This is a genomic window from Streptomyces triticirhizae (assembly GCF_003696235.1).
Classification (GTDB): Bacteria; Actinomycetota; Actinomycetes; order Streptomycetales; family Streptomycetaceae; genus Streptomyces; species Streptomyces triticirhizae.
In genome coordinates, this window is record NZ_RFFJ01000064.1 from 1 (window position 1) to 19676 (window position 19676).

Consider the following 19676-nt stretch of genomic DNA (forward strand, 5'->3'; position numbering starts at 1 on the left):
GCCGCTGGTCGCGCCGGCGGCGACGCTCGGCCTCGCGGTGCTGCCGCCGGTGCTGCGGCGGGCGCTCGCGGTCCCGATGGGCGTCGGGCGCGGCCCGCAGTTCGACCTGGCCCTTGCGGGCCTGGGCACGGGCGCCTCCTGCGTGCTGCTGGCCCTGGCCTACGAACTCCGGCTGCTGCCCTGGGCGTTCGCGCTGCTGCTGGCCGTGGCGCTGGCCGCGCGGGCGACCCGGACCGCCGCCGCGCAGCCGCCGTTGGCCAGGGCGTTCACCCCGGTCGTGGTCGCGGTGCTGCTGCTGGCCTGGCCGCCGCTGGCCGGCGCGCTGCGCTCCGGGCCCGAGCCGCTGCCCACCGACACGGCCGGCGGCATGTACCGGCTGCTGACCTGGAACGTGCACGCCGCCGTCGACCAGGGCGGGGAGCTGACGCCGGACGCGATCCGCGCGGTGATCGAGGACTCGGGAGCGCAGGTGGTGGTCCTCCAGGAGGTGCCGCGCGGCACGCCGCTCGCCGGCGGGCTCGACCTGGTGACCTTCCTGGAACGGCGGCTCGACGTGACCAGCGTGTGGGCGCCGGGCGCCGACGACAGGTTCGGCAACCTGATCCTCACCTCGCTGCCCGTGGTGGACCGCGAGACCCGCGAACTCCCGCGCGCCGGCGGCGACATGGACCGTTCCTTCGCCTCGGTCACGGTCCGCCTCACCGACGGCGAGACCGCGCGGGTCGTCGGCACCCATCTGCACGGCGGCTCGTCGCCGGCGCCCCGGCTGGCCCAACTCGGGCCGCTGCTCGGCGAAACGGCCGACGACCCGACGGCCGTGCTGGCCGGCGACCTCAACGCGCGGCCCGACTCGCGGGAGATCGAGACGCTGGAGGCGGCCGGGCTGCGCAGCGCGCAGGACGAGGCGGGCGACCCCTCGCTGGACACGGCCGTCTCCCCGCCGCGCCGCGTCGACTGGATCTTCGGCGCCTCCGAGGTGGCCTTCGGCGACTTCGAGTTGATCGAGACGACGGCCTCCGACCATCTGCCGCTGGCGGTCACGGTCTTTCTCGAATAGCCGGTACCGAACCGCGACCGGTCAACTACCGGGAAGGGGCCCCCGCCGACGAGACCTGACCCGAGGCCATCCCCGAGGCCGTCGCCACCCACGACGGCCCAGCGGGATCGCTCGACGCCCGGGTGACACGGGCGGGCGGAACGGGTGAGGAAGACGTCAAGTTCCCGCGATGAGAGGTCAGTTGTGTGATGGGGTAGTCGCATGGACGTCAATGGGATCGTGGTGGAGACCGGTGGCTATCGGGCCGTGACCCCGTGGGAGGACGAGAAGTGGCGTGCCCAGGCCCTCGGTTGGATCACCGAGCGGCTCGCCCGGCACCGGCTGACCGTCGGCGGCGACCAGGTCTGGGCCCGGCTCCGCCCCTGGTCCGTCGTCCTCCGCGTGCCGCTGACCGACGGCGGCGCGGTCTGGTTCAAGGCCAACCCGCCCCGTTCCTCCTACGAGCCCGCCGTGATGGCCGCCCTCCACCGCTGGGTCCCGGGCCGGGTCGTCGAACCCGTCGCCGTCGACACCGCCCGCGCCTGGTCCCTCCTCCCCGACGCCGGCCCGATGTTCACCGAGGTGCTCACCAACGACCCCGAGGACCTGGCCGCCTGGGCCGAAATGCTGACCCAGTATGCCCAGTTGCAGCGCGAGGTGGAGCCGCACGCCAACAAGCTGCTCGCCTTGGGCGTCCCCGACTTCCGGCCACAGCGCCTCGTCGAACGCTACCGCTGCCTGGTCGAGTCGGCGGGCAGCCTCCGCGACGAGGAACGACGCACCCTGCACGCCGCCGCACCCCGCTTCGAGGAGTGGTGCCAGCGCCTCGCCGACTCGCCCGTGGCCTGCTCCCTCGACCAGTCCGACCTCCACCCGGCCTCCGTCCTCACCGGCGGCCGGGCCCTCACCGCGTCCGGTGCGCTGGCCGACGGCGGCCGCTACCTCTTCTTCGACTGGGGCGACTCCTCCGTCACCCACCCCTTCGCCAGCCTGCTGGTCGTCGGCCGGGTCCTCGACGAGCGCTTCGACCGCGACCCCGCCGCCCGCACCCGCGCCTGGGACGCCTACCTCGACGCCTGGGCGGAGGGCGGCACCGGCCTGGCCGAACTCCGTTCCCTCGCCGAGGTCGCCTGCCGGGTGGCGGCCGTGTGCCGGGCCGACACCTGGGACCGGGTCTTCCCCAGCATGTTGCTGACGACGGCCGACCGCGACGCGCATATCGCGCGCTGGCTGCGGGAGTTGCTCTGAGCGCCGCCGTTCCCGTTGCCGCTGATGCGGCTGTTGCCGGGGTGGGGGGCGCTGGGCGCTCCCGCCGTCCGTCGCCGGCCCGACCGTCGGCTGGACCGGGCTCGGCGTGGGCGTCGTCCCCCTCCTCGCCGCGCCCCTGATCGGCGACCGTGGCGAGTATCGCCACCGCTGAAACGGGTGCCGCCGCGCGGCCGGGGCCGTGATAGTGCTGGAACGTCCGTGAACCGGTCGATCTCCCCGGAGGCCCGCCATGTCCGTCCGCCGCGTCGTACCCAACATCCCCACGGACGACGGGGAGTTGAGCCGCGCGTTCTACGAGCGGCTCGGCTTCGAGGAGGCCATGAACCACGGCTGGATCATGACCCTCGTCTCGCCGACCAATCCGACCGCTCAGATCAGCCTCTCCACGGGGAAGGACGAGACCGGGCCGGTGACCCCGGACATCAGCGTCGAGGTCGAGTACGTGGACGCCGTCTACGCGGCGATGCGCGCCGCCGGCGCGGAGATCGTCCACCCGATCCGGGACGAGGACTGGGGCGTGCGCCGCTTCTTCGTCCGCGACCCCAGCGGACGCGTGGTGAACGTCCTGACCCACGGGGGCCTGGCCGGCCGGGCTTAGCGGCCCCCCGGGTGGTGGCCCGTCCCCCGGCTCACGCGGGGAGGCCCCTTTCTGAGCTGCGTTGTTAGAACCGCTTTGCCATCCCTTTTCCTCCCGTCGTCGTGTCCCATGCGGCCCCTCCTCCCCGTGGATGCCTCGTACCGTATCGGGCGCCTCTGACAATGCCCGCGCGGCAGGCGCCCCGCGCGGGGCCCGCGCCGTCGGCGGCGGCCGCGCCGCCGACTCCGGTCAGCCAGCGCAGCGCCCCCGTCTCGCCACGACGGTCTGGTCTTCGCGGGTCGCCAACTCGCCGGTGTGGGGGTGGCGCTGGCTGCGGGGGTGGCGTTCGGCGAGGAGGATCTCCCACTCGTCGGGCGGAAGTTGGAGCGTGGCGACGGTCTCCTCGGGGGTGGGGAAGGTCAGGTCGTCGGGGAGGTCGTGTTGCCAGGGCGGCGGGCCGCCGTGGGCCTCGATCAGCAGGGTGCCACCGGGGGCCACCGCCGCCGCTGCCGCGCGGAGGACGCGGGGACTGAGCGTTCCGTCGCGGAAGTGCGGGAACTGGGCGCTGACCAGGTCGTAGCTGCCGGCCGGGAACGTCTCGGAGAGGTCGTGGCGCTGCCACTCGATCCGTTCGGCGACGCCGGCCCGTTCCGCGTGTTGGGCGGCCCGCTCCAGGGCCACGTCGGAGATGTCGACGGCGGTGACCCGCCAGCCGAGGCGGGCCAGGTGGATGGCGTCGCCGCCCTCCCCGCAGCCCAGGTCGAGGGCCGTGCCGGGGGAGAGGTCGGCGGTCTCGCGGGCCAGGACCGCGTTGGGTTCGCCGCTCCAGACGCCGTGCGTCGCGGCGGCGTAGCGCTCGTTCCAGTAGACGTGGTCGGGAACGTGCTCGGTCATCGGTCGCCCCTCGCGGCGGGCGGCGGCGCGGCCTCGGTGTCGGCTTCGATCAGGTCCATGTTGATCAGGGTGCCGGCGCGGACGCCGGCCGCCGCAGCGCCGACCACGTGCTCGTGGACGCTGGCGGCGTTGCCGGCCGCGTGGACGCCGGGGACGGCGGTGCGGCCGGTGAGCGGGTCGGCGTCGAGCTGGGTCCCGAGCACTTCGCCGTCCCTGACCACCTCGGTGGGCGTCAGTCCCAGCGCGGTGAGCGCCCCCAGCCGCGCGGTCACGCGCGGGGCGACGACCACGGCGCGGCAGTCGACCGTTCCGCCGTCGGCCAGGTCGAGCCCGCGCAGCGTGCTGTCCGCGCCGGTGGCGACGCCGGTGGCACGGCCCTCGACCACCGTGACGCCCCGGGCGGCCAGCCGGCGGCGCCGCTCCTCGGTGGGCGCGGGCGCGGTGTGGGTGACGAGGGTCACCCGGTCGCTCCACTGGCTCCACAGCAGCGCCTGGTGTTCGGCCAGCCTGTTGGTGGCCAGGACGGCGATGGGCCGGTCGCGCACCTCCCAGCCGTGGCAGTACGGGCAGTGCAGCACGGCGCTGCCCCAGTGCTCGGCGAGGCCGGGAACGTCGGGGAGTTCGTCCACGACGCCGGTGGCCACCAACAGCCGGCGGGCGGTGAGGGTTCGTGCCCCGGCCTGGTCGAGGCTGACGTCGAGGTCGAAGGACTCGTCCGGCCGGCGCCTGGCCCCGGTCACGGTGGCGGGGCGCAGGATCTCGCCGCCGTAGCGGAGGACCTCCTCCCGGCCGGCGGCCAGGATCTCGGCGGGTGGGGCGCCGTCCCTGGTGAGGTAGTTGTGCGCGTGGGCGGCCGGCGCGTTGCGCGGCTGGGCGGCGTCGATCACGACCACCCGGCGGCGGGATCTGGCCAGGACCAGCGCGCCGCTGAGCCCGGCCGGCCCGCCGCCGATCACGGCGACGTCGTACCGGTCCGGCGTGGCTGGGGTCTGTTCGGTCATCGGGTTCCCTCCCGTTCGCTGTCGTCGCTCTCTGACGATGCGCCGACCGGGGCCGGAACGACAAACTTCCTTGCCGGACTGGCAACGCGTGATCGGGGTGGGTCATGCTGGGGCGATGAGCGAACGAGAACGGTCGACCCCCGCCCAGCAGCCGGAGTCGGGTCAGCCGCCGGCGGGCGACCTCGCGCGGGTGTTGACCGCCGTCGGCCCACGGCTGCGGGCGCTGCGCCAGGAGCGGCGGGTGACGCTGGCCGCGTTGAGCGAGGAGACCGGGATCTCGGTGTCCACGCTCTCCCGGCTGGAGTCGGGCGGTCGGAAACCGACGCTGGAGCTGCTGCTCCCGCTGGCGCGGGCCTACCGGGTGCAGCTGGACGAGCTGGTGGACGCGCCGACCACGGGGGACCCGAGGGTCCACCCGCGTCCCTTCTCCCGCCACGGGCAGACGTTCATCCCGCTGACCAGGCATCTCGGCGGGCTGCACGCCTACAAGCAGATCCTTCCGCCCGGCTACGGCCGGGGCGCCGAGCCGCGCGTGCACGAGGGATTCGAGTGGTGCTATGTGCTCTCGGGGACGGTCGGGCTGCGGCTGGGGGACCGGGAGTTGACGCTGGGGCCCGGGGAGGTGGCGGAGTTCGACACCCGGGTGCCGCACGCGTTCAGCAACCCGGGGCCCCAACCCGCCGAGTTCCTCAGCCTCTTCGGCGCCCAGGGAGAACGGATGCACGTCAGGGCCCGACCGGCCGAGCGCGGAGGCAACGGCGGGCCCGGCGAGACTTTACGGACACGGCCTAGCTGAGGCCGCCGGTCGCCGGGATGTTCTGGCCGGTGATCCACCCGGCGTCCGGGCTGGTCAACAGGGCGACCACGGCCGCCACGTCCGCCGGCTGCCCGACCCGGCGCAGCGGGGTGAGCGCGGGGATGCGCTCCAGCACCTCGGGCGGGTTGCTGCCGCGCAGCAGCTCGGTGTCGGTGGCGCCGGGCGAGACGGTGTTGGCGGTGATGCCCCGCACGCCCAGCTCCAGCGCGGCCACCGTGGTCAGCTGTTCCAGCGCGCCCTTGGCCGCCGTGTAGAGGGCGAGGCCCGGCGCCTGCCGCCTGGTGTTGAGGGTGGAGACACTGATGATCCGGCCGCCGTCCCGCATGTGGTCGGCGGCGTGCCGGATGGTGAGGAACGCGGCCCGCACCGTGATGTTCAGTGCCTGGTCGAGGTCCTCCTCGGTGATCTCGGTCAACGGGGTGGGGGCCAGCGGGCCGGTCGCGTTGTTCACCAACACGTCGAGGCCGTCGAGAAGTTGGTCGGCGCGCTCCATCAGCCGCCGGGGGGCCTCCGGGTCGGCGAAGTCGGCGCGCACCGGGTGGGCCGTTCCGCCGCGCTCGGCGACGGCCTCGGCGACGTCCCGTGCCGCGTCCTCGGCGCGCGCGTAGCTGAAGACGACCGTGGCGCCGTCCGCCGCGAGTCGTTCCACGATCGCGCGGCCGATCCCGCGCGACCCACCGGTCACCACCGCGCCCTTCCCGGCCAGTGGTCCTCGTGCCTGCGTCTGCGTCATGCCGGAACTCTAGAAGCCACGCGCCAGGGAATGACAGGCTTGGGCGATGAGCACACAGCGGGATGGCCCCGTCGAGGAGCCGCTGACCGGCGGCTTCGTCAACGAGGTGGTGCGCGTCGGCGGCACGGTGCGGCGGGCCGTGCCGGAACGGGCGGAGTTCACGCACGCGCTGCTGGCGCACTTCGAGCGGGCCGGCTGGCGGGGCGCGCCCCGGGTGTTGGGCCGCGACGAGCGGGGGCGCGAGGTGCTGGAGTACCTGCCGGGGCGCGCGGCGTGCACGCCGGAGGAGCGGCGGGCGGCGCGCACGGACGAGGCGCTGGCGGAAGTGGCCACGCTGGTGCGGGAGTTCCACGACCTGACGGCGGGGACCGCGCTGGCCGGCGCGGGCGAGGTGGTCTGCCACCACGACCTGTCGCCGAAGAACACCGTCTACGCCGAGGGCTGGCGGCCCGTCGCGCTGATCGACTGGGACATCGCCGCGCCCGGCGAGCGGATTCAGGATCTGGCCCATGTGGCGTGGCAGTACCTGGAGTTGGGCCCGGACGCCGGCGAGCCCGACGAGGTGGGCCGGCGGCTGCGGCTGCTGTGCGAGGCGTACGGCCCGACGGCCGACCGGGCGCGGCTGCTGGAGACGGTGCTGTGGTGGCAGGACCGCTGCTGGCGCGGGATCGAGGCGGGGGCGGAACGCGGCGAGCCGGCGATGGCGCGGCTGGTGGCGGCGGGAGTGCCGGCCGGGATCAGGGTGGCGAGCGCCTGGGTGGTCGAGCATCGGCCGGCGCTGGCGCGGGCGTTGGGCTGAGGGCCCTCCCGGGGGGTGCGGGGCCCGCCCTGCGGGGCGTTGGGACATCGGCCGTCGGCCCCCACCGACGGCCGATGTCTGGGTGGGTTCGAGCCGGTCGGGTCCGGGCGACGCCCCCTCCACGCCACCCGAACCGCCGGCCGAGACCTGCCCGGCGACTCCCCCGTTGCCGCCGAACAGGCTCCACCGGGGAGGCCGGCCGCGCACCCCTGTGCGGCCGGACAAGGATGAGCATGTCAGTTCGTCATAAACACGCGATAAACGAGTGCGGGCGGCCCCTGAGAGGGGCCGCCCGGCTGGTCGTGCGGTGGCTGGTGAACGCTTCACCTGCCCGAGGACAGCGTGCCGTCGGCGGGAATACCGCTGGTGTAGCGGTCGGCCTGGGCCACTCCGGCGCCGGCGACCCACAGCGTGGTGACCAGGGCGAGACCGAGGGCGAACTTCCTGACGCGGGTCATGCCGGACTCCTCACTGGGAACACGGGAACGCGTTCCCAACCCGTGACGTGTGAAAACTTTCCGTGGTGCGAGGTGGTGCGGAACCGCTCATCACGAAGGCCGGTCCCCGACCTGGGAACCGGCCTTAGTGAGAACCATTGTGGGCTCAGGACGCGTAGCGGTCCACAGGGGCGACGCGCCCCGGCTTGTCCTTGGGCTCGCCCGACGCGTAGCGGTCCCGTGCGCTCACGTCACCCTCGGCCGCCTCGCCCCGCTCGGGGACGTGCCCCACAGCCTGCGACTTGCTGTCGCCGTCGCCCTTGGTGCCTGCCTCGCCGTCAGCGGGCTCGCTGTCGCCGTAGTGGTCGCCCTGGGGGGCCACTTCCCCGTCGGCTGGTTCGCTGGAGGCATAGCGGTCGCCCAACGGGCGTACCCCGTCGGCTGGTTCGCCGGAGGCATAGCGGTCCGTCGGGCGGACCTGCCCGGTCTCCTCGCTCCTGGTGTCAGTCAACTTCAGCTCCTTGACGGTCTGGATTGTCGTGGGGCGACACGCCTAGCCAGCAACCCCCCGCTGCGCGTCGGTCGATCCAGCCGAGAATCGTCCGCCCCCCGTGATGTCGAATGTCCGCAGAGCGTGGCACGCACAACTAAATTAACAATAAACGCGCCAACTCGATGTGCTTCGGACTTCTCCTGCGGTCCTAGACGCTGGTGGGGGAGAGCAGGTTCCGTGCGACCGCCGCCTCGGGTGCCCTGATCTCCTCCAGGATCGCCAGCGCGTCCTCCCAACAGGCCCGCGCCCGGTCCGTCTGATGGAGCTCCGAGAGGGCCCGACCGAGTAACAACAGCACGGTTCCGCGCCGCCATTCGCCGCCGATGCCGCCCAGCGCCAGTGCCCGCTCAGCGTGCCGTGCCGACTCCGCCGGCCGCCCGGCGGCCAGGTGGACCTCGGCGATGCGGTAGTGCGTGACGCCCTCCCAGAGCCGCTGTCGGGTCGCCCGGAAGACCTCCATCGCCCGGTCGAACTCTTCCAGCGCCTCCGCGTGACGAGTCGCCCGGTTGAGCGCCATGCCCAGCGTGTAGCGGGCGTTGGCCACCCGCAGCGGCTGCCGCGCGCCGTTCAGGTGCATGTCCACGCAGCGCAACGCCAGCTCGATCGAGCTGTCCACCCGCCCGGTGTCCAGGTGTACCCGCGCCAGGTTGCACACCGCGCTGGCCTCGCCGGGAAGGTTTCCGTCCGCGCGGTACGCCTCAACAGCGCGACTGAAGTAGGTCTCGGCCGCCTCCAGGTCGCCCCGGTAGATTCCGATGACGCCCCGGTCGCTGAGCGCCGTGGCGACCACGAACAAGTCGTCGGCCGCCGTGGCGAGCAGCAGGGCGCGCTGACTCTCGGCGTCGGCCTCGTCGAACTTGCCGTCCATCGAGTGCCCGTGGGCCAGCAGCTCGTGCAACCGGCCCTGTGCAAGCTCGTCGTCGGCCTCCCGTGCGACGGACAGCATTTCGCGCACCACCTGGTCGAACTGGTGGGAGAACGCGCCCGACTCGGCGAGGTCCTGCGCGGTGAGCAGGGTGTCCACGGCGCGCCGCAGCCCGGCGGACGCGCGTTGCTGGCGGACCCGGGCCAGCAGGCACTCGGCCTCGGCGAACAGCCACTCCAGCGCGGCGTTCCGGTCGGGGAAGGCGAGCCCCGGGTGGTCGGTGGGCGCCACATGGTCGACGAGGCGGTCGCCGGGGCGTTCGAGCGCGTAGACCTGACGGCTGGACGCCAGGAAGTGGTCCAGCAGCCGGGACAGCGCGGCCTCCCGTTCGGCCGGCGGCTGCTCGTCGCGCTCGGCGCAGGCGCGGGCGAAGAGCCGCACCAGGTCGTGCAGGCGGTAGCGGCCCTGCGCCGCCGACTCCAGCAGCGAGGTGTCCACCAGGGACTCCAGCAGCTCCTCGGTGGTCTCCGGGTCCCGGTCGAGCAGCGCCGCAGCGGCCGTCAGCGAGATGTCGGGGCCCTCGGTCAGCCCCAACAGCCGGAAGGCGCGGGCCTGTTCGGCCTCCAGCTGGCCGTATCCCAGTTCGAAGGTGGCCTTGACGGTCTGGTCGCCGGCCTTCAGCTCGTCCAGCCTGCGGCGTTCGTCGCTCAGCTTCCTGGCGAGCGTGGAGACCGTCCAGGTGCGGCGGGCCGCCAGCCGGGCGGCGGCGATCCTGATCGCCAACGGCAGGAAGCCGCAGGCCCCGACGACCTGCATCGCCGCCCTGCGCTCGCTGGCGACGCGCTCCTCGCCGACGATCCTGGTGAACAGCGTCAGCGCCTCGTCCGGGCTCATCACGTCCAGGTCGACCAGGTGCGCCCCGGCCAGGTCCACCATCCGCAGCCGGCTGGTGATCAGCGTGGCGCAGCCGGGCGTTCCCGGCAGCAGGTCGCGGACCTGCGCCGCGTCGCGGGCGTTGTCCAGCAGGGCCAGCACCCGGCGGCCGGCGAGCAGCGAGCGGTAGAGGCCGGCACGTTCGTCCACCCCGTCCGGTATCCCGTCGTCGGGGATGCCCAGCGCCCGCAGGAACGCGGCGAGCACGGCGGTGGGGTCGGCCGGGGCCGCGCCCGCGCCCTGGAGGTCGACATAGAGCTGGCCGTCGGGGAAGTGCTCGCGCGCGGCGTGCGCCACCTGCACGGCCAGCGTGGTCTTCCCGACGCCGCCGATGCCGGCGACCGCCGAGACGGCCATCACCTGGCCGCCGGCGCCGGCCAGTTGGGCGCCCAGTTCGCGGACGAACGAGGCGCGCCCGGTGAAGTCGGGTACGGCGGCCGGCAGTTGGGCCGGTCGCACGCTGGGCCTGGCGGGGGAGCCGGAGGGAACGCTCTTCAGCGTCAGGGAGCTGTCCGCGTTGAGGATGCGGTTCTGTAGCTCCGACAGCTCGGCGCGCGGCTCGACGCCCAACTCGTCTATCAACAGCCGCCGCGCGTCGGCGTAGACGGCCAGCGCCTCCGCCTGCCGGCCGCTGCGGTAGAGCGCCAGCATCAGCAGCTCGCGCAGCCGCTCTCGCAGCGGGTGCGCGGCCGAGAGCGCGGTCAGCTCGGCGACCGCGTCGGCGTGCAGCCCCGCCTGGAGGCCGATGTCCAGGCGCTGTTCGCGGAGCGTCAGCAGCTGCTCGGCGAGCCGGGTGCGCTGCATCTCGGCCTCGGGGCCCGGCAGCCCGGCCAGCGCCTCGCCGTCCCACAGCTCGACGGCCTCGCCGTACAGCTCGTGGGCCTGCGTCAGGTCGCCGGAGCCGACCGCCTTCTCGGCGGCCGCGCTCAGCTGTGACACCTCGTCGAGGTCCAACTCGTCGCGCGGGCCGAGCCGCAGGGCGTAGCCGCCGGACTGACTGACCAGCACCGAGGCGCGCGGGCCGAACGCCTTCCGCAGCCGGGAGGCGTAGGTGCGCAGCGCGGCGATCGCCTGCTGCGGCGGCTCGTCCCACAGCGCGTCCACCAGCTCGGTCGCCGAGGCCGGCCGGCCGCGCCGCAGCAACAGGGTGGCGAGCAGGGCGCGTTGCTGGGGCGATCCCGGGGGCAGGAGCTGTTCGCCCTGCCAAGCGCGCACCGGGCCGAGCACCGCGAAGCGCAAGGCAGGTGTGTAACCCCCCGTGGTCCCCTCACCAACGGCCATGGTGTCCTCTGCTTCTCAACCTTTGCACGTATGGGGCGAACGTTGGAGTCTATCCGGCGTGAAGGAGTCCTTTGAAGACCAGGCCCCTGAGGACCGGAACGGCCATGGCAGTGTGGCACGGAGTGGGCCGGGTCGGGAGACGGTCTTCCCGCGATGAACCACTCCAGGCCACACCCGCACCGTGTCCTGTCGCCCCGAGCGGCGTCCTCCTATCCTCGGGTGCATGACGAGAAGCACGGACGTTCCCACGGCCAACGCGATGCGCCGGGCGCTGCGCAGGGCTCACGACGGGGTGGCGCTGGACACGGCGGAGGCCGCCGTGTTGCTCCGGGCGCGTGGCGCTGACCTGGAACGCCTGGCCGAGGCCGCGGGGCGGGTACGCGACGCGGGGCTGGACGAGGCGGGGCGTCCGGGGGTGATCACCTACTCCCGGAAGGTGTTTATCCCGCTGACCCGTCTCTGTCGGGATCGTTGCCATTACTGCACGTTTGTGACTGTTCCGGGAAAGCTTCGTCGCGAGGGCCACGGCATGTTCCTCTCGCCGGACGAGGTGCTGGAAATCGCCCGTCGCGGCGCCGCGTTGGGCTGCAAGGAGGCCCTCTTCACCCTGGGCGACCGGCCCGAGGACCGCTGGCCCGAGGCGAAGGAGTGGCTCGCCGCCGCCGGCTACGACGACACCCTCTCCTATGTGCGGGCCATGGCGATCCGGGTGTTGGAGGAGACCGGGCTGCTGCCCCACCTCAACCCCGGCGTGCTGACCTGGACCGACTTCCAGCGGCTCAAGCCCGTCTCGCCCTCGATGGGCATGATGCTGGAGACCACGGCGACCCGGCTGTGGTCCGATCCTGGCGGCCCGCACCACGGCTCGCCCGACAAGGAGCCGGCGGTGCGGCTGCGCGCGCTGGAGGACGCCGGCCGCTCCTCGGTCCCGTTCACCAGCGGCCTGCTGCTGGGCATCGGCGAGGACTTCACCGAACGCGCCGAGTCGATCTTCGCGCTGCGCCGGATCTCCCGCACCTACCGGGGAATCCAGGAGGTGATCATCCAGAACTTCCGCGCCAAGCCCGACACCGCGATGCGCGCCATGCCCGACGTCGAACTGGAGGAGCTGGCCGCCGCCGTCGCCGTGACCCGCCTGCTGCTGGGCCCGTCCGCCCGGGTGCAGGCCCCGCCCAACCTCGTCGACGAGGAGTACGCGCTGCTCATCCGCGCCGGCATCGACGACTGGGGCGGCGTCTCCCCCCTCACCCCCGACCACGTCAACCCCGAACGCCCCTGGCCCGCCATCGACGAACTCGCCCGGCGCACCCGCGCCGCCGGCTTCGAACTCCGCGAACGCCTCACCGTCTACCCGGAGTTCATCCGGCGCGGCGAGCCCTGGATCGACCCCAGGCTGCTGCCCCACATCAACGCCCTCGCCGACCCGGAGACCGGCCTCGCCAACAAGGACGCCCTCCCCGTCGGCCTGCCCTGGCAGGAGCCCGACGAGCCGCTGGTGGCCAGCGGCCGCACCGAACTGCACCGCACCATCGACACCGAGGGCCGCACCGGCGACCGGCGCGCCGACTTCGATGACGTCTACGGCGACTGGTCCGAGCTGCGTGCCCTCGCCCAGCCCGGACTCACCCCCGACGCCCGCCCGTTGCCCCGCCTCGACGGCGAGGCCCGCGCCGCCCTCGCCGTCGCCGCCGACGACCCCACCCGGCTCACCGACGAGCAGGCCCTCACCCTGCTGCACGCCGACGGCCCCGCGCTCGACGCGCTCACCGACGTCGCCGACCAGCTGCGCCGCCAGGTCGTCGGCGAGGACGTGACCTATGTGGTCACCCGCAACATCAACTTCACCAACGTCTGCTACACCGGCTGCCGGTTCTGCGCCTTCGCCCAGCGCCGCACCGACGCCGACGCCTACACCCTCTCCCTGGAGCAGGTCGCCGACCGCGCCCAACAGGCGTGGGAGGTCGGCGCCGTCGAGGTGTGTATGCAGGGCGGCATCCACCCCGACCTGCCGGGCACCGCCTACTTCGACATCGTGCGCGCGGTGCGCGAACGCGTCCCCGGGATGCACATCCACGCGTTCTCCCCGATGGAGATCGTCAACGGCGCCTCCCGCACCGGGATGTCGATCCGCGACTGGCTGACGGCGGCGCGGGAGGCCGGCCTCGACACCATCCCCGGCACCGCCGCCGAGATCCTCGACGACGAGGTGCGCTGGGTCCTCACCAAGGGCAAGCTGCCCGCCGACACCTGGATCGAGGTGGTCAGCACCGCCCACGAACTGGGCCTGCGCTCCTCGTCCACCATGATGTACGGCCATGTCGACCAGCCCCGGCACTGGTTGGGGCACCTGCGGACACTCGCCGCGATCCAGCGGCGGAACGAGGAGAAGGGCGTCGCCGGCTTCACCGAGTTCGTCACGCTGCCCTTCGTGCACACCAACGCCCCCGTCTACCTCGCGGGCATCGCCCGCCCAGGGCCCACCGCGCGGGACAACCGGGCCGTCACCGCGATGGCCAGGCTCCTGCTCCATCCCCACATCACCAACATTCAGACAAGCTGGGTCAAGTTGGGCACCGAGGGCGCGGCGGAGATGCTGCGCTCCGGCGCCAACGACCTCGGGGGCACCCTGATGGAGGAGACCATCTCCCGGATGGCCGGCTCCGCCTACGGCTCGCACCGCACCGTCGCCGAGCTGACCGCGATCGCCGAACTCGCCGGCCGCCCGGCCCGCCCGCGCACCACCACCTACGGCGAGGTGCCGGCCGAACGCGTCGCCGCCGCGCGCGCCGCCGACGGGCGGCTGCCGAAGCTGCTGCCACTCGCGGGCGGTGCCGGGTGAGCGCCCCGGTGGGCGGGTCGCTGTGGGGCCGCGCCGACCAGCAGGACTTCCGCAGCCGGGTGCGCGGCTGCCTGCTCGGCGGGGCGATAGGCGACGCGCTGGGCGCCGGCGTCGAGTTCGACTCGCTGGAGGCGATACGCGCCGCCCACGGCCCCGACGGCGTCACCGACTACGTGCCCGCCTACGGCCGGCGCGGCGCCGTCACCGACGACACCCAGATGACCCTCTTCACCGTCGACGGCCTGATCCGCGCCCATGTCCGACGCGACACCGGCGCCTGGCACCCGCCCACCGACGTGCACGCCGCCCACCGCCGCTGGTACCGCACCCAGCACGAGTGGGGACCCGACGAACGCCGGCCGGACGACGGCTGGTTGGCCCGCCAGGAGTGGCTCTACGCCCAGCGCGCCCCCGGCCGCGCCTGTCTCAGCGGCCTGGCCGACCAGCGGATGGGCACCGTCGACGACCCCAAGAACCCCGACTCCAAGGGCTGCGGAACGGTGATGCGCTCCGCGCCGTTCGGGCTGCTGGTCGGCTGGGAGCCGCAGCTCGTCTTCCAACTCGGCGTCGAGTGCGCGGCGCAGACCCACGGACACCCCACGGGAATGCTGGCGGCCGGCGCCTTCGCCGCCATCGTGCACGCCCTGGTGCGCAACGACGACCTGGACGCGGCGGTGCAGAAGGCCCTCGCCCAACTCGCCACCAGGCCCGGGCACGAGGAGACGTCCGAGGCGCTGCGGCAGGCGCTCGGCGCGGTCCGGCAGGGGCTGCCGACGCCGGAGCGGGTCGCTTCCCTCGGCGAGGGCTGGACGGCGGAGGAGGCGCTGGCCATCGGCGTGTACTGCGCGCTGGTCGCGCAGGACATCCGCCACGGGCTGCTGCTGGCGGTCAACCACGGCGGCGACTCCGACTCCACCGGCTCCATCTGCGGCAACCTGCTGGGCGCGCTGCACGGCGAGACGTCCCTGCCGCCGGCGTGGGTGGCGGAGTTGGAGGGGCGCTCCACGATCCTGGAACTGGCCGACGACTTCGCGATGGAGATGACCCAGGGCCCGGCCCTGCACGGACCGGGCGACTCGGCGGACATCTGGCTGGAACGGTATCCCCGGGGATAGGGAGACGAGGCCCACCGGCGGTCCCCACGACGGCGGGTGGCCGGCCGCGACCGGCCCCGCCGGGCTGACGGGAGGTTCGGCGGCGGGGGTTGGGCCGCCGGTGCCCCGCAGGCGGTCGAACGGGGCGGCCCGTGACCGGCGTTGGCTCGGGCGTGCGCTCCCGTTCAGCGGCTGCGGCGGCTGCCGGACGAGGGCTCGCCGCCGCTCACGGCGGATCTGGCCCGCGCCGCGGACTCCCGCGCCGGAGCCCGGCCCCCAGGGCCCCCACCAACCCCCGGCTTGCCAGCCGGCCGGGAGCCGATCCGCCACCCGGCCCGGCGGCCGCAGGCCGCCGAACCCGCACTCGCCGGGCCGGCGCCGGCCCGGCCGGCCTACGGCCCACGACTCCGGTCACCCGCACCGCGTCACCATGACCCGGTGCCGCGTCGGCCCCGTCGTGACCAGCAGCGTCGTGGGGGGCTCCGCCGGGGCCCGGCGGAGGTCGAGCCAGAGGTGGAGCGCCGAGGCGTAGGCGGCCGGGTCGCACAGGTCGGCGCGGCCGTCCGCGTCCGGCACGGCCGACAGCCGGAACGTCGCGCCGTCCCTGGTGCGCACCGTGCAGTGGTCGGGCCCGCCGACATAGACCGCCAGCGCGCAGGAGCGGTGGCGCGCCAGCGTCTCCGCCGTCCACGTCGCCGGCGGCCCGTAGCGCGGGTCGTCCTCCGCCGCGTACCGCAGGATGACATCCGCCACCGACAGCCGGCTCGGGTCCTGGGTGTCCTCGTGGACCACGGTGTACGCGGCGTCGGCCGCCGCGTCCTCCGGCTCGAAGTCCGGGTCCGCGTAGCGGGTCACCGCCACCTCCGCCGGCGCCTCGCTCACCAGCCGGGTCAACGCCCGGACGGGGGCGGTGCGTTCGGCCGGTTCGAAGGCGGGCATCGGCAGCCGGTCGAGCCGGGCCGGGCGGTCGTCCGGCTCGGGCAGGTCCATCAGCCGGTAGAAGAGCCCCCGCAGCAGCCGCGCCGACTGGCCCGGCGCCGAGGAGATGTGGTCGGCCAGCGCCGCGTACCGCTCCGGGCGGTGTTCGGCCATGACCCGGTCGAGTTGGGCGCGCAGGCTGCCGCCCTGGCGCAGCCGGGGCGCGGTCCGGCCAAGACCGGCGACGGGCGAGTCCGGGTCGAGGTCCGCCTCCGGGAACGCGCCGAGCAGCACGGGCGTTCCGGTGGCCGCCGCGTAGGTGGTCACGCTGCTGTGGTCGCCGACCACGCAGTCGGCCGCGATGAGCGCCTGTCGCCAGCCCTCCAGGGGGTCGATCAGGGTGAGCCCGGCGCGGCGGGCGCGGTCCAGCCAGGCGCGGAGCTGGCCGGGGCCGTGCCCGTACCAGATGTTGGGGTGCAGCACGGCGGCCAGGCGGTACTCGTCCGCCGGCAACTCGCCGACCAGCCGCCGCAGCAGCCAGGGCAGGAGTTCGTCACGGTCCTCGCCGGCGTCGCCGTCGCCGAAGAGCGAGCGCGGCGACCAGGTGGAGCTGACCACCACCAGCCGCTGCCCCGGCGCCACCCCCAACGCCCGCCGGAACCGCGCCCGGTAGGGGCGCGCGGCCAGGATTCGGTCCCAGCACGGGTCGCCCGCCAGCACGGCGGTCGGCACCGCCTCGGGGCAGGCGGCGCGCAGCCGGTCCATCTGCTCGGGGTGGGACAGCACGGTGGCGCTGGCCAGGGGCCGCCCGTGGTGCAGCAGCCAGTCCGGGGAGAGCCCGAAGACGGGCGCGACACCCTTCGCACCGGAGGAACCGTGGCCGCCGTCGGCGCCGTTGGGGGAGGGCTCGGGGAGAGCCAGCCGCTTGTTGTAGCCGACGCCGTGTGAGAGGACCGCGAGGTCGCCCTGGATCAGGTCGAGCCGGCCGCCGTAGCTGGCGGATATCGCCAGGTCGACGGGGGTCGCCTGGGCCTGTTCCCAGGGCAGCACCGGCAGGCCCAACGAGCCCAGCAGCTCCGGCATTCCGGCCAGGAACGGAGAGGAGCCGGTGCAGGTCGCCAGCATCTGCACCCGCAGGTCGTCGGCCATCAGCGGCAGCACGTCCAACAGCCGCGTCGCCGAGGTGACGTTGTGCACCACCAGCAGCACCCGGCGGCAGCGCGCCCTGGTCACCCAGCGCTGCGCGTCCCGCCCGACCGGCACCCGCAGTCCGCTCGCCGTCCCCTCGTTCACCCGCTCTTCCCCCTCCGCCGCCCTCGATTCCCACAGGAGGCGTCACCTTCCCCAGGATGCCCCGCGTTTCCCTTCCGTTCCAGCACCCGTCGCGCTGGCCGGAACATGCTGGCCGAATATGCGTCAGGAGCGGGCCACGGGCGGGCGTTAACCGGCGGGCCGGCCGCAACACGCCCTGGTGGAAGGCGGGTTGTGTGACGGAACGGCGTTCGCCCCCGTGCGTCGGAGGGCGCGCCGTGGTGTGATGGATCGCGCCATATCGCCGTCCACGGAGGGGGACCCTGGATGCCCGTCAGCAGGTTGCGCGAGATTCCGGGAATCGGCGTCGACGTGCTCGGGGACCGGGCCGACGCCCTGGCCGACCCCGAGCTGTTGCGGCTGGAGAACCTGGACACCGACCTGCGCCCGCCGCACGCCGCGCTGGTCGCCACCCACCAGGCCGTCGACTGGGACGACGCCAACAGCTATCTGCCGTTCCAGGGCAGCGACGAGCTGCGCACGGCGGCGGCCGCGCACGTCGGCCGGATCGCGGGCCGTTCCTACGACCCGGCCACCGAGTGCGTCTCCGTGGCGGGCGGGCTCAACGGCATCCTCAACACCCTGCTCGCGACCGTCGAACCGGGCGACGAGGTCGTCCTCACCGACCCGATCTACGCCGGCCTGGTCAACCGGGTCCGGCTCGCCGGCGGCGTGCCGCGCTTCGTTCCCTGCCGGGCCACGGCGGAGGGCTGGCGGGTGGACCCGGAGGAGTTGGCCGCCGCCGTCGGGCCGCGCACGGCGGTGGTGCTGCTGATGAGCCCCGCGATGCCGACCGGGCTGCTGCTGGACGAACGGCACTGGGCCGCGCTGGCCGAACCCTGCGAACGACACGGCGCCTGGCTGGTCTACGACGCGGCGATGGAACGCGTCCGCTTCGACGGCCGCCCGCCCCAACACCCGGCGGCACACGACGGGTTGGCCGACCGCACGATCACCGTCGGCTCGGCCTCCAAGGAGCTGCGGATGATCGGCTGGCGGGTGGGCTGGGTGGTCGGCCCGGCCGAGATCATCGCGGACGTGCGGCTGGTCGGGCTGACCAACGTGGTCTGCCAGGTCGGCCTCGCCCAACGCGCCGTCGCGGAGGCGCTGTCCGCGCCCGGCGCGGACGAGGACGTGGCGGCGGCCACGGACGAGTGGCGCCGCCGCGCGGAGACCGTCCTCGCCGAACTCGCCGACTACCCCGTGGTCCGCCCCGGCGGCGGCTGGTCGCTGCTGCTCGACGCCGAGCCGATGGGCCTCACGCCGGCCGCGCTCTCCGAACGCCTCCTGGCCAGGGCCAAGGTCGCCGCCACCCCCATGACCGGCTGGGGCCCGACCGGCGACCGCTACCTCCGCCTCGTCTTCGCCAACGAGCCCGTCCCCCGCCTGACCGGCCTCGCCGACCGCTTCCGCGCCGCGCTGTGAGCCCGGCCGGCGGGACGGGCCGAACTGCGCGCCGTTCGACGGGGGTTACCGGCCGGCGGCGGTGGCGCGGCGGCGGGCTGGACGGAGGTCGCGACGACCCTCCGCGCGGTGACGCGCACGATCAGGCGCTCGACGTTCCGGCCGTCGAGCGACGCGCGGACTCCGGCGTCGAGTTCGACCGGCGGGGAGGGTTCGGCCGCGCCGTCGGCGTTGCTCATGGGTGGTCCTCCGTGTCCTGTCGCGCGTGTCGCCTCGACGCGCCGCCGAACCCGCCCGACGCGGCCCCGCTGGAGCGGCGCCAGGACCCCGCCGGCACGCGCTAGTTGAGCCAGGGCGCGTCCCCGTCGGTCGGCCGCTCGTCGAGGGGCCAGCCGGCGGCGGCTGTCGCGTCGCGGGCGATCGCGGTGACCGAACGGCCCCCGGTGGGGACGCGCACCACCCAGTCCGGCGCGTTCGCCTCCAGGTGGCGGGCCATGGCGCCGCCGCGTTCCACGTGGGCGTCGAGTTGGCTGCCGATCTCGCGGGCGCCGAGGCGCTGGCGGGTCGTCGCGTCGTCGGCGGTCAGGAGCACGCCGCTGATGCGGGGTTCGCCGCCCATCGCGCGGGCGATCAGGTCGGGTTCGAGGACGGAGACGGTATTGGTGTAGATCAGCCGGCGGTAGCCCAGCGCGGCGTAGTTGGCCCAGAGGGCGGCGAGGTTGGCCTCGGTCATCCGCGCCCGGTGCGGGTCGTCGGCGGGGGCGGGGAACGCCTGGTCGAGGTTGTCGCCCTCGACCAGGCAGTGCGCGACGCGGGCGGCCCGCAGCAGCGCGGAGATCTCCCAGCCGACGGTGGTCTTGCCGACGCCGGAGCGGCCCCCGACGAGCAGGGCCTCGAACGTGGTGGGGGGCATGA

General features: G+C 74.3%; 16 protein-coding genes. 8 read left to right on the forward strand and 8 right to left on the reverse strand.

The annotated features are described in order from the left end of the window. From EBN88_RS13610 to EBN88_RS13620, 3 genes are all read left to right on the forward strand, one after another. A partial coding sequence (locus tag EBN88_RS13610) for an endonuclease/exonuclease/phosphatase family protein (RefSeq protein WP_199742351.1) occupies positions 1-1057 on the forward strand: 1057 nt, incomplete at its 5' end. A 201-nt stretch (positions 1058-1258) separates the two neighbouring features. Next, complete coding sequence (locus tag EBN88_RS13615; RefSeq protein ID WP_122184129.1) at positions 1259-2284, forward strand: aminoglycoside phosphotransferase family protein; 1026 nt, start codon at positions 1259-1261, stop codon at positions 2282-2284. Between the two features lie 250 nt (positions 2285-2534). Beyond that, entirely contained in the window at positions 2535-2903 is a 369-nt protein-coding gene (locus EBN88_RS13620; RefSeq protein WP_122184130.1) for a VOC family protein, read from the forward strand. A gap of 228 nt (positions 2904-3131) precedes the next feature. Here the strand turns inward: EBN88_RS13620 and EBN88_RS13625 are convergent, their stop codons facing one another. After that, the gene (locus tag EBN88_RS13625; RefSeq protein ID WP_122184131.1) at positions 3132-3776 is read right to left on the reverse strand and encodes an SAM-dependent methyltransferase; all 645 of its coding nucleotides are present in this window, start codon (positions 3774-3776) and stop codon (positions 3132-3134) included. Further along, positions 3773-4777 carry an NAD(P)/FAD-dependent oxidoreductase gene (locus EBN88_RS13630; protein ID WP_122184132.1) on the reverse strand — a complete coding sequence of 335 codons (1005 nt, stop codon included), beginning with the start codon at positions 4775-4777 and terminating at the stop codon, positions 3773-3775. Before EBN88_RS13630 ends, EBN88_RS13625 begins: the two co-directional genes overlap by 4 nt. Positions 4778-4892: 115 nt before the next feature. Between EBN88_RS13630 and EBN88_RS13635 the strand changes: the two genes are divergently transcribed. Beyond that, positions 4893-5573 (forward strand): helix-turn-helix domain-containing protein, encoded by a 681-nt coding sequence (locus EBN88_RS13635; protein WP_122184133.1) that lies wholly within the window; start codon positions 4893-4895, stop codon positions 5571-5573. On the opposite strand, the gene EBN88_RS13640 is transcribed toward EBN88_RS13635, so the two are convergent. Then, positions 5566-6327, reverse strand: coding sequence for an SDR family NAD(P)-dependent oxidoreductase (locus tag EBN88_RS13640; protein ID WP_122184134.1), 762 nt, complete (start codon positions 6325-6327; stop codon positions 5566-5568). The genes EBN88_RS13635 and EBN88_RS13640 overlap by 8 nt on opposite strands. A gap of 46 nt (positions 6328-6373) precedes the next feature. On the opposite strand from EBN88_RS13640, the gene EBN88_RS13645 reads away from it, so the two are divergent. Further along, entirely contained in the window at positions 6374-7126 is a 753-nt protein-coding gene (locus EBN88_RS13645; RefSeq protein ID WP_122184135.1) for a phosphotransferase, read from the forward strand. Between the two features lie 323 nt (positions 7127-7449). On the opposite strand, the gene EBN88_RS32360 is transcribed toward EBN88_RS13645, so the two are convergent. From EBN88_RS32360 to EBN88_RS13655, 3 genes are all read right to left on the reverse strand, one after another. Then, the gene (locus tag EBN88_RS32360; RefSeq protein WP_267902557.1) at positions 7450-7584 is read right to left on the reverse strand and encodes a hypothetical protein; all 135 of its coding nucleotides are present in this window, start codon (positions 7582-7584) and stop codon (positions 7450-7452) included. A gap of 145 nt (positions 7585-7729) precedes the next feature. Continuing rightward, a complete protein-coding gene (locus tag EBN88_RS13650; RefSeq protein WP_122184136.1) occupies positions 7730-8074 on the reverse strand; it encodes a hypothetical protein in 345 nt (114 codons plus the stop codon). A 190-nt stretch (positions 8075-8264) separates the two neighbouring features. Continuing rightward, positions 8265-11195, reverse strand: a complete 2931-nt coding sequence (locus EBN88_RS13655) for an AfsR/SARP family transcriptional regulator (RefSeq protein WP_122184137.1) — start codon at positions 11193-11195, stop codon at positions 8265-8267. A gap of 259 nt (positions 11196-11454) precedes the next feature. On the opposite strand from EBN88_RS13655, the gene EBN88_RS13660 reads away from it, so the two are divergent. Both EBN88_RS13660 and EBN88_RS13665 read left to right on the forward strand, forming a co-directional pair. Beyond that, positions 11455-14034, forward strand: a complete 2580-nt coding sequence (locus EBN88_RS13660) for a bifunctional FO biosynthesis protein CofGH (RefSeq protein ID WP_233580653.1) — start codon at positions 11455-11457, stop codon at positions 14032-14034. Further along, a complete protein-coding gene (locus EBN88_RS13665) occupies positions 14031-15149 on the forward strand; it encodes an ADP-ribosylglycohydrolase family protein (protein WP_122184139.1) in 1119 nt (372 codons plus the stop codon). Before EBN88_RS13660 ends, EBN88_RS13665 begins: the two co-directional genes overlap by 4 nt. Before the next feature lie 390 nt (positions 15150-15539). On the opposite strand, the gene EBN88_RS13670 is transcribed toward EBN88_RS13665, so the two are convergent. Beyond that, the gene (locus tag EBN88_RS13670; RefSeq protein ID WP_233580652.1) at positions 15540-17339 is read right to left on the reverse strand and encodes a hypothetical protein; all 1800 of its coding nucleotides are present in this window, start codon (positions 17337-17339) and stop codon (positions 15540-15542) included. Positions 17340-17624: 285 nt separating this feature from the next. Between EBN88_RS13670 and EBN88_RS13675 the strand changes: the two genes are divergently transcribed. Next, a complete protein-coding gene (locus EBN88_RS13675; RefSeq protein WP_122184141.1) occupies positions 17625-18782 on the forward strand; it encodes a pyridoxal phosphate-dependent aminotransferase in 1158 nt (385 codons plus the stop codon). A 319-nt stretch (positions 18783-19101) separates the two neighbouring features. On the opposite strand, the gene EBN88_RS13680 is transcribed toward EBN88_RS13675, so the two are convergent. Continuing rightward, complete coding sequence (locus EBN88_RS13680; RefSeq protein WP_122184142.1) at positions 19102-19674, reverse strand: P-loop NTPase family protein; 573 nt, start codon at positions 19672-19674, stop codon at positions 19102-19104. Positions 19675-19676 lie beyond the last annotated feature (2 nt).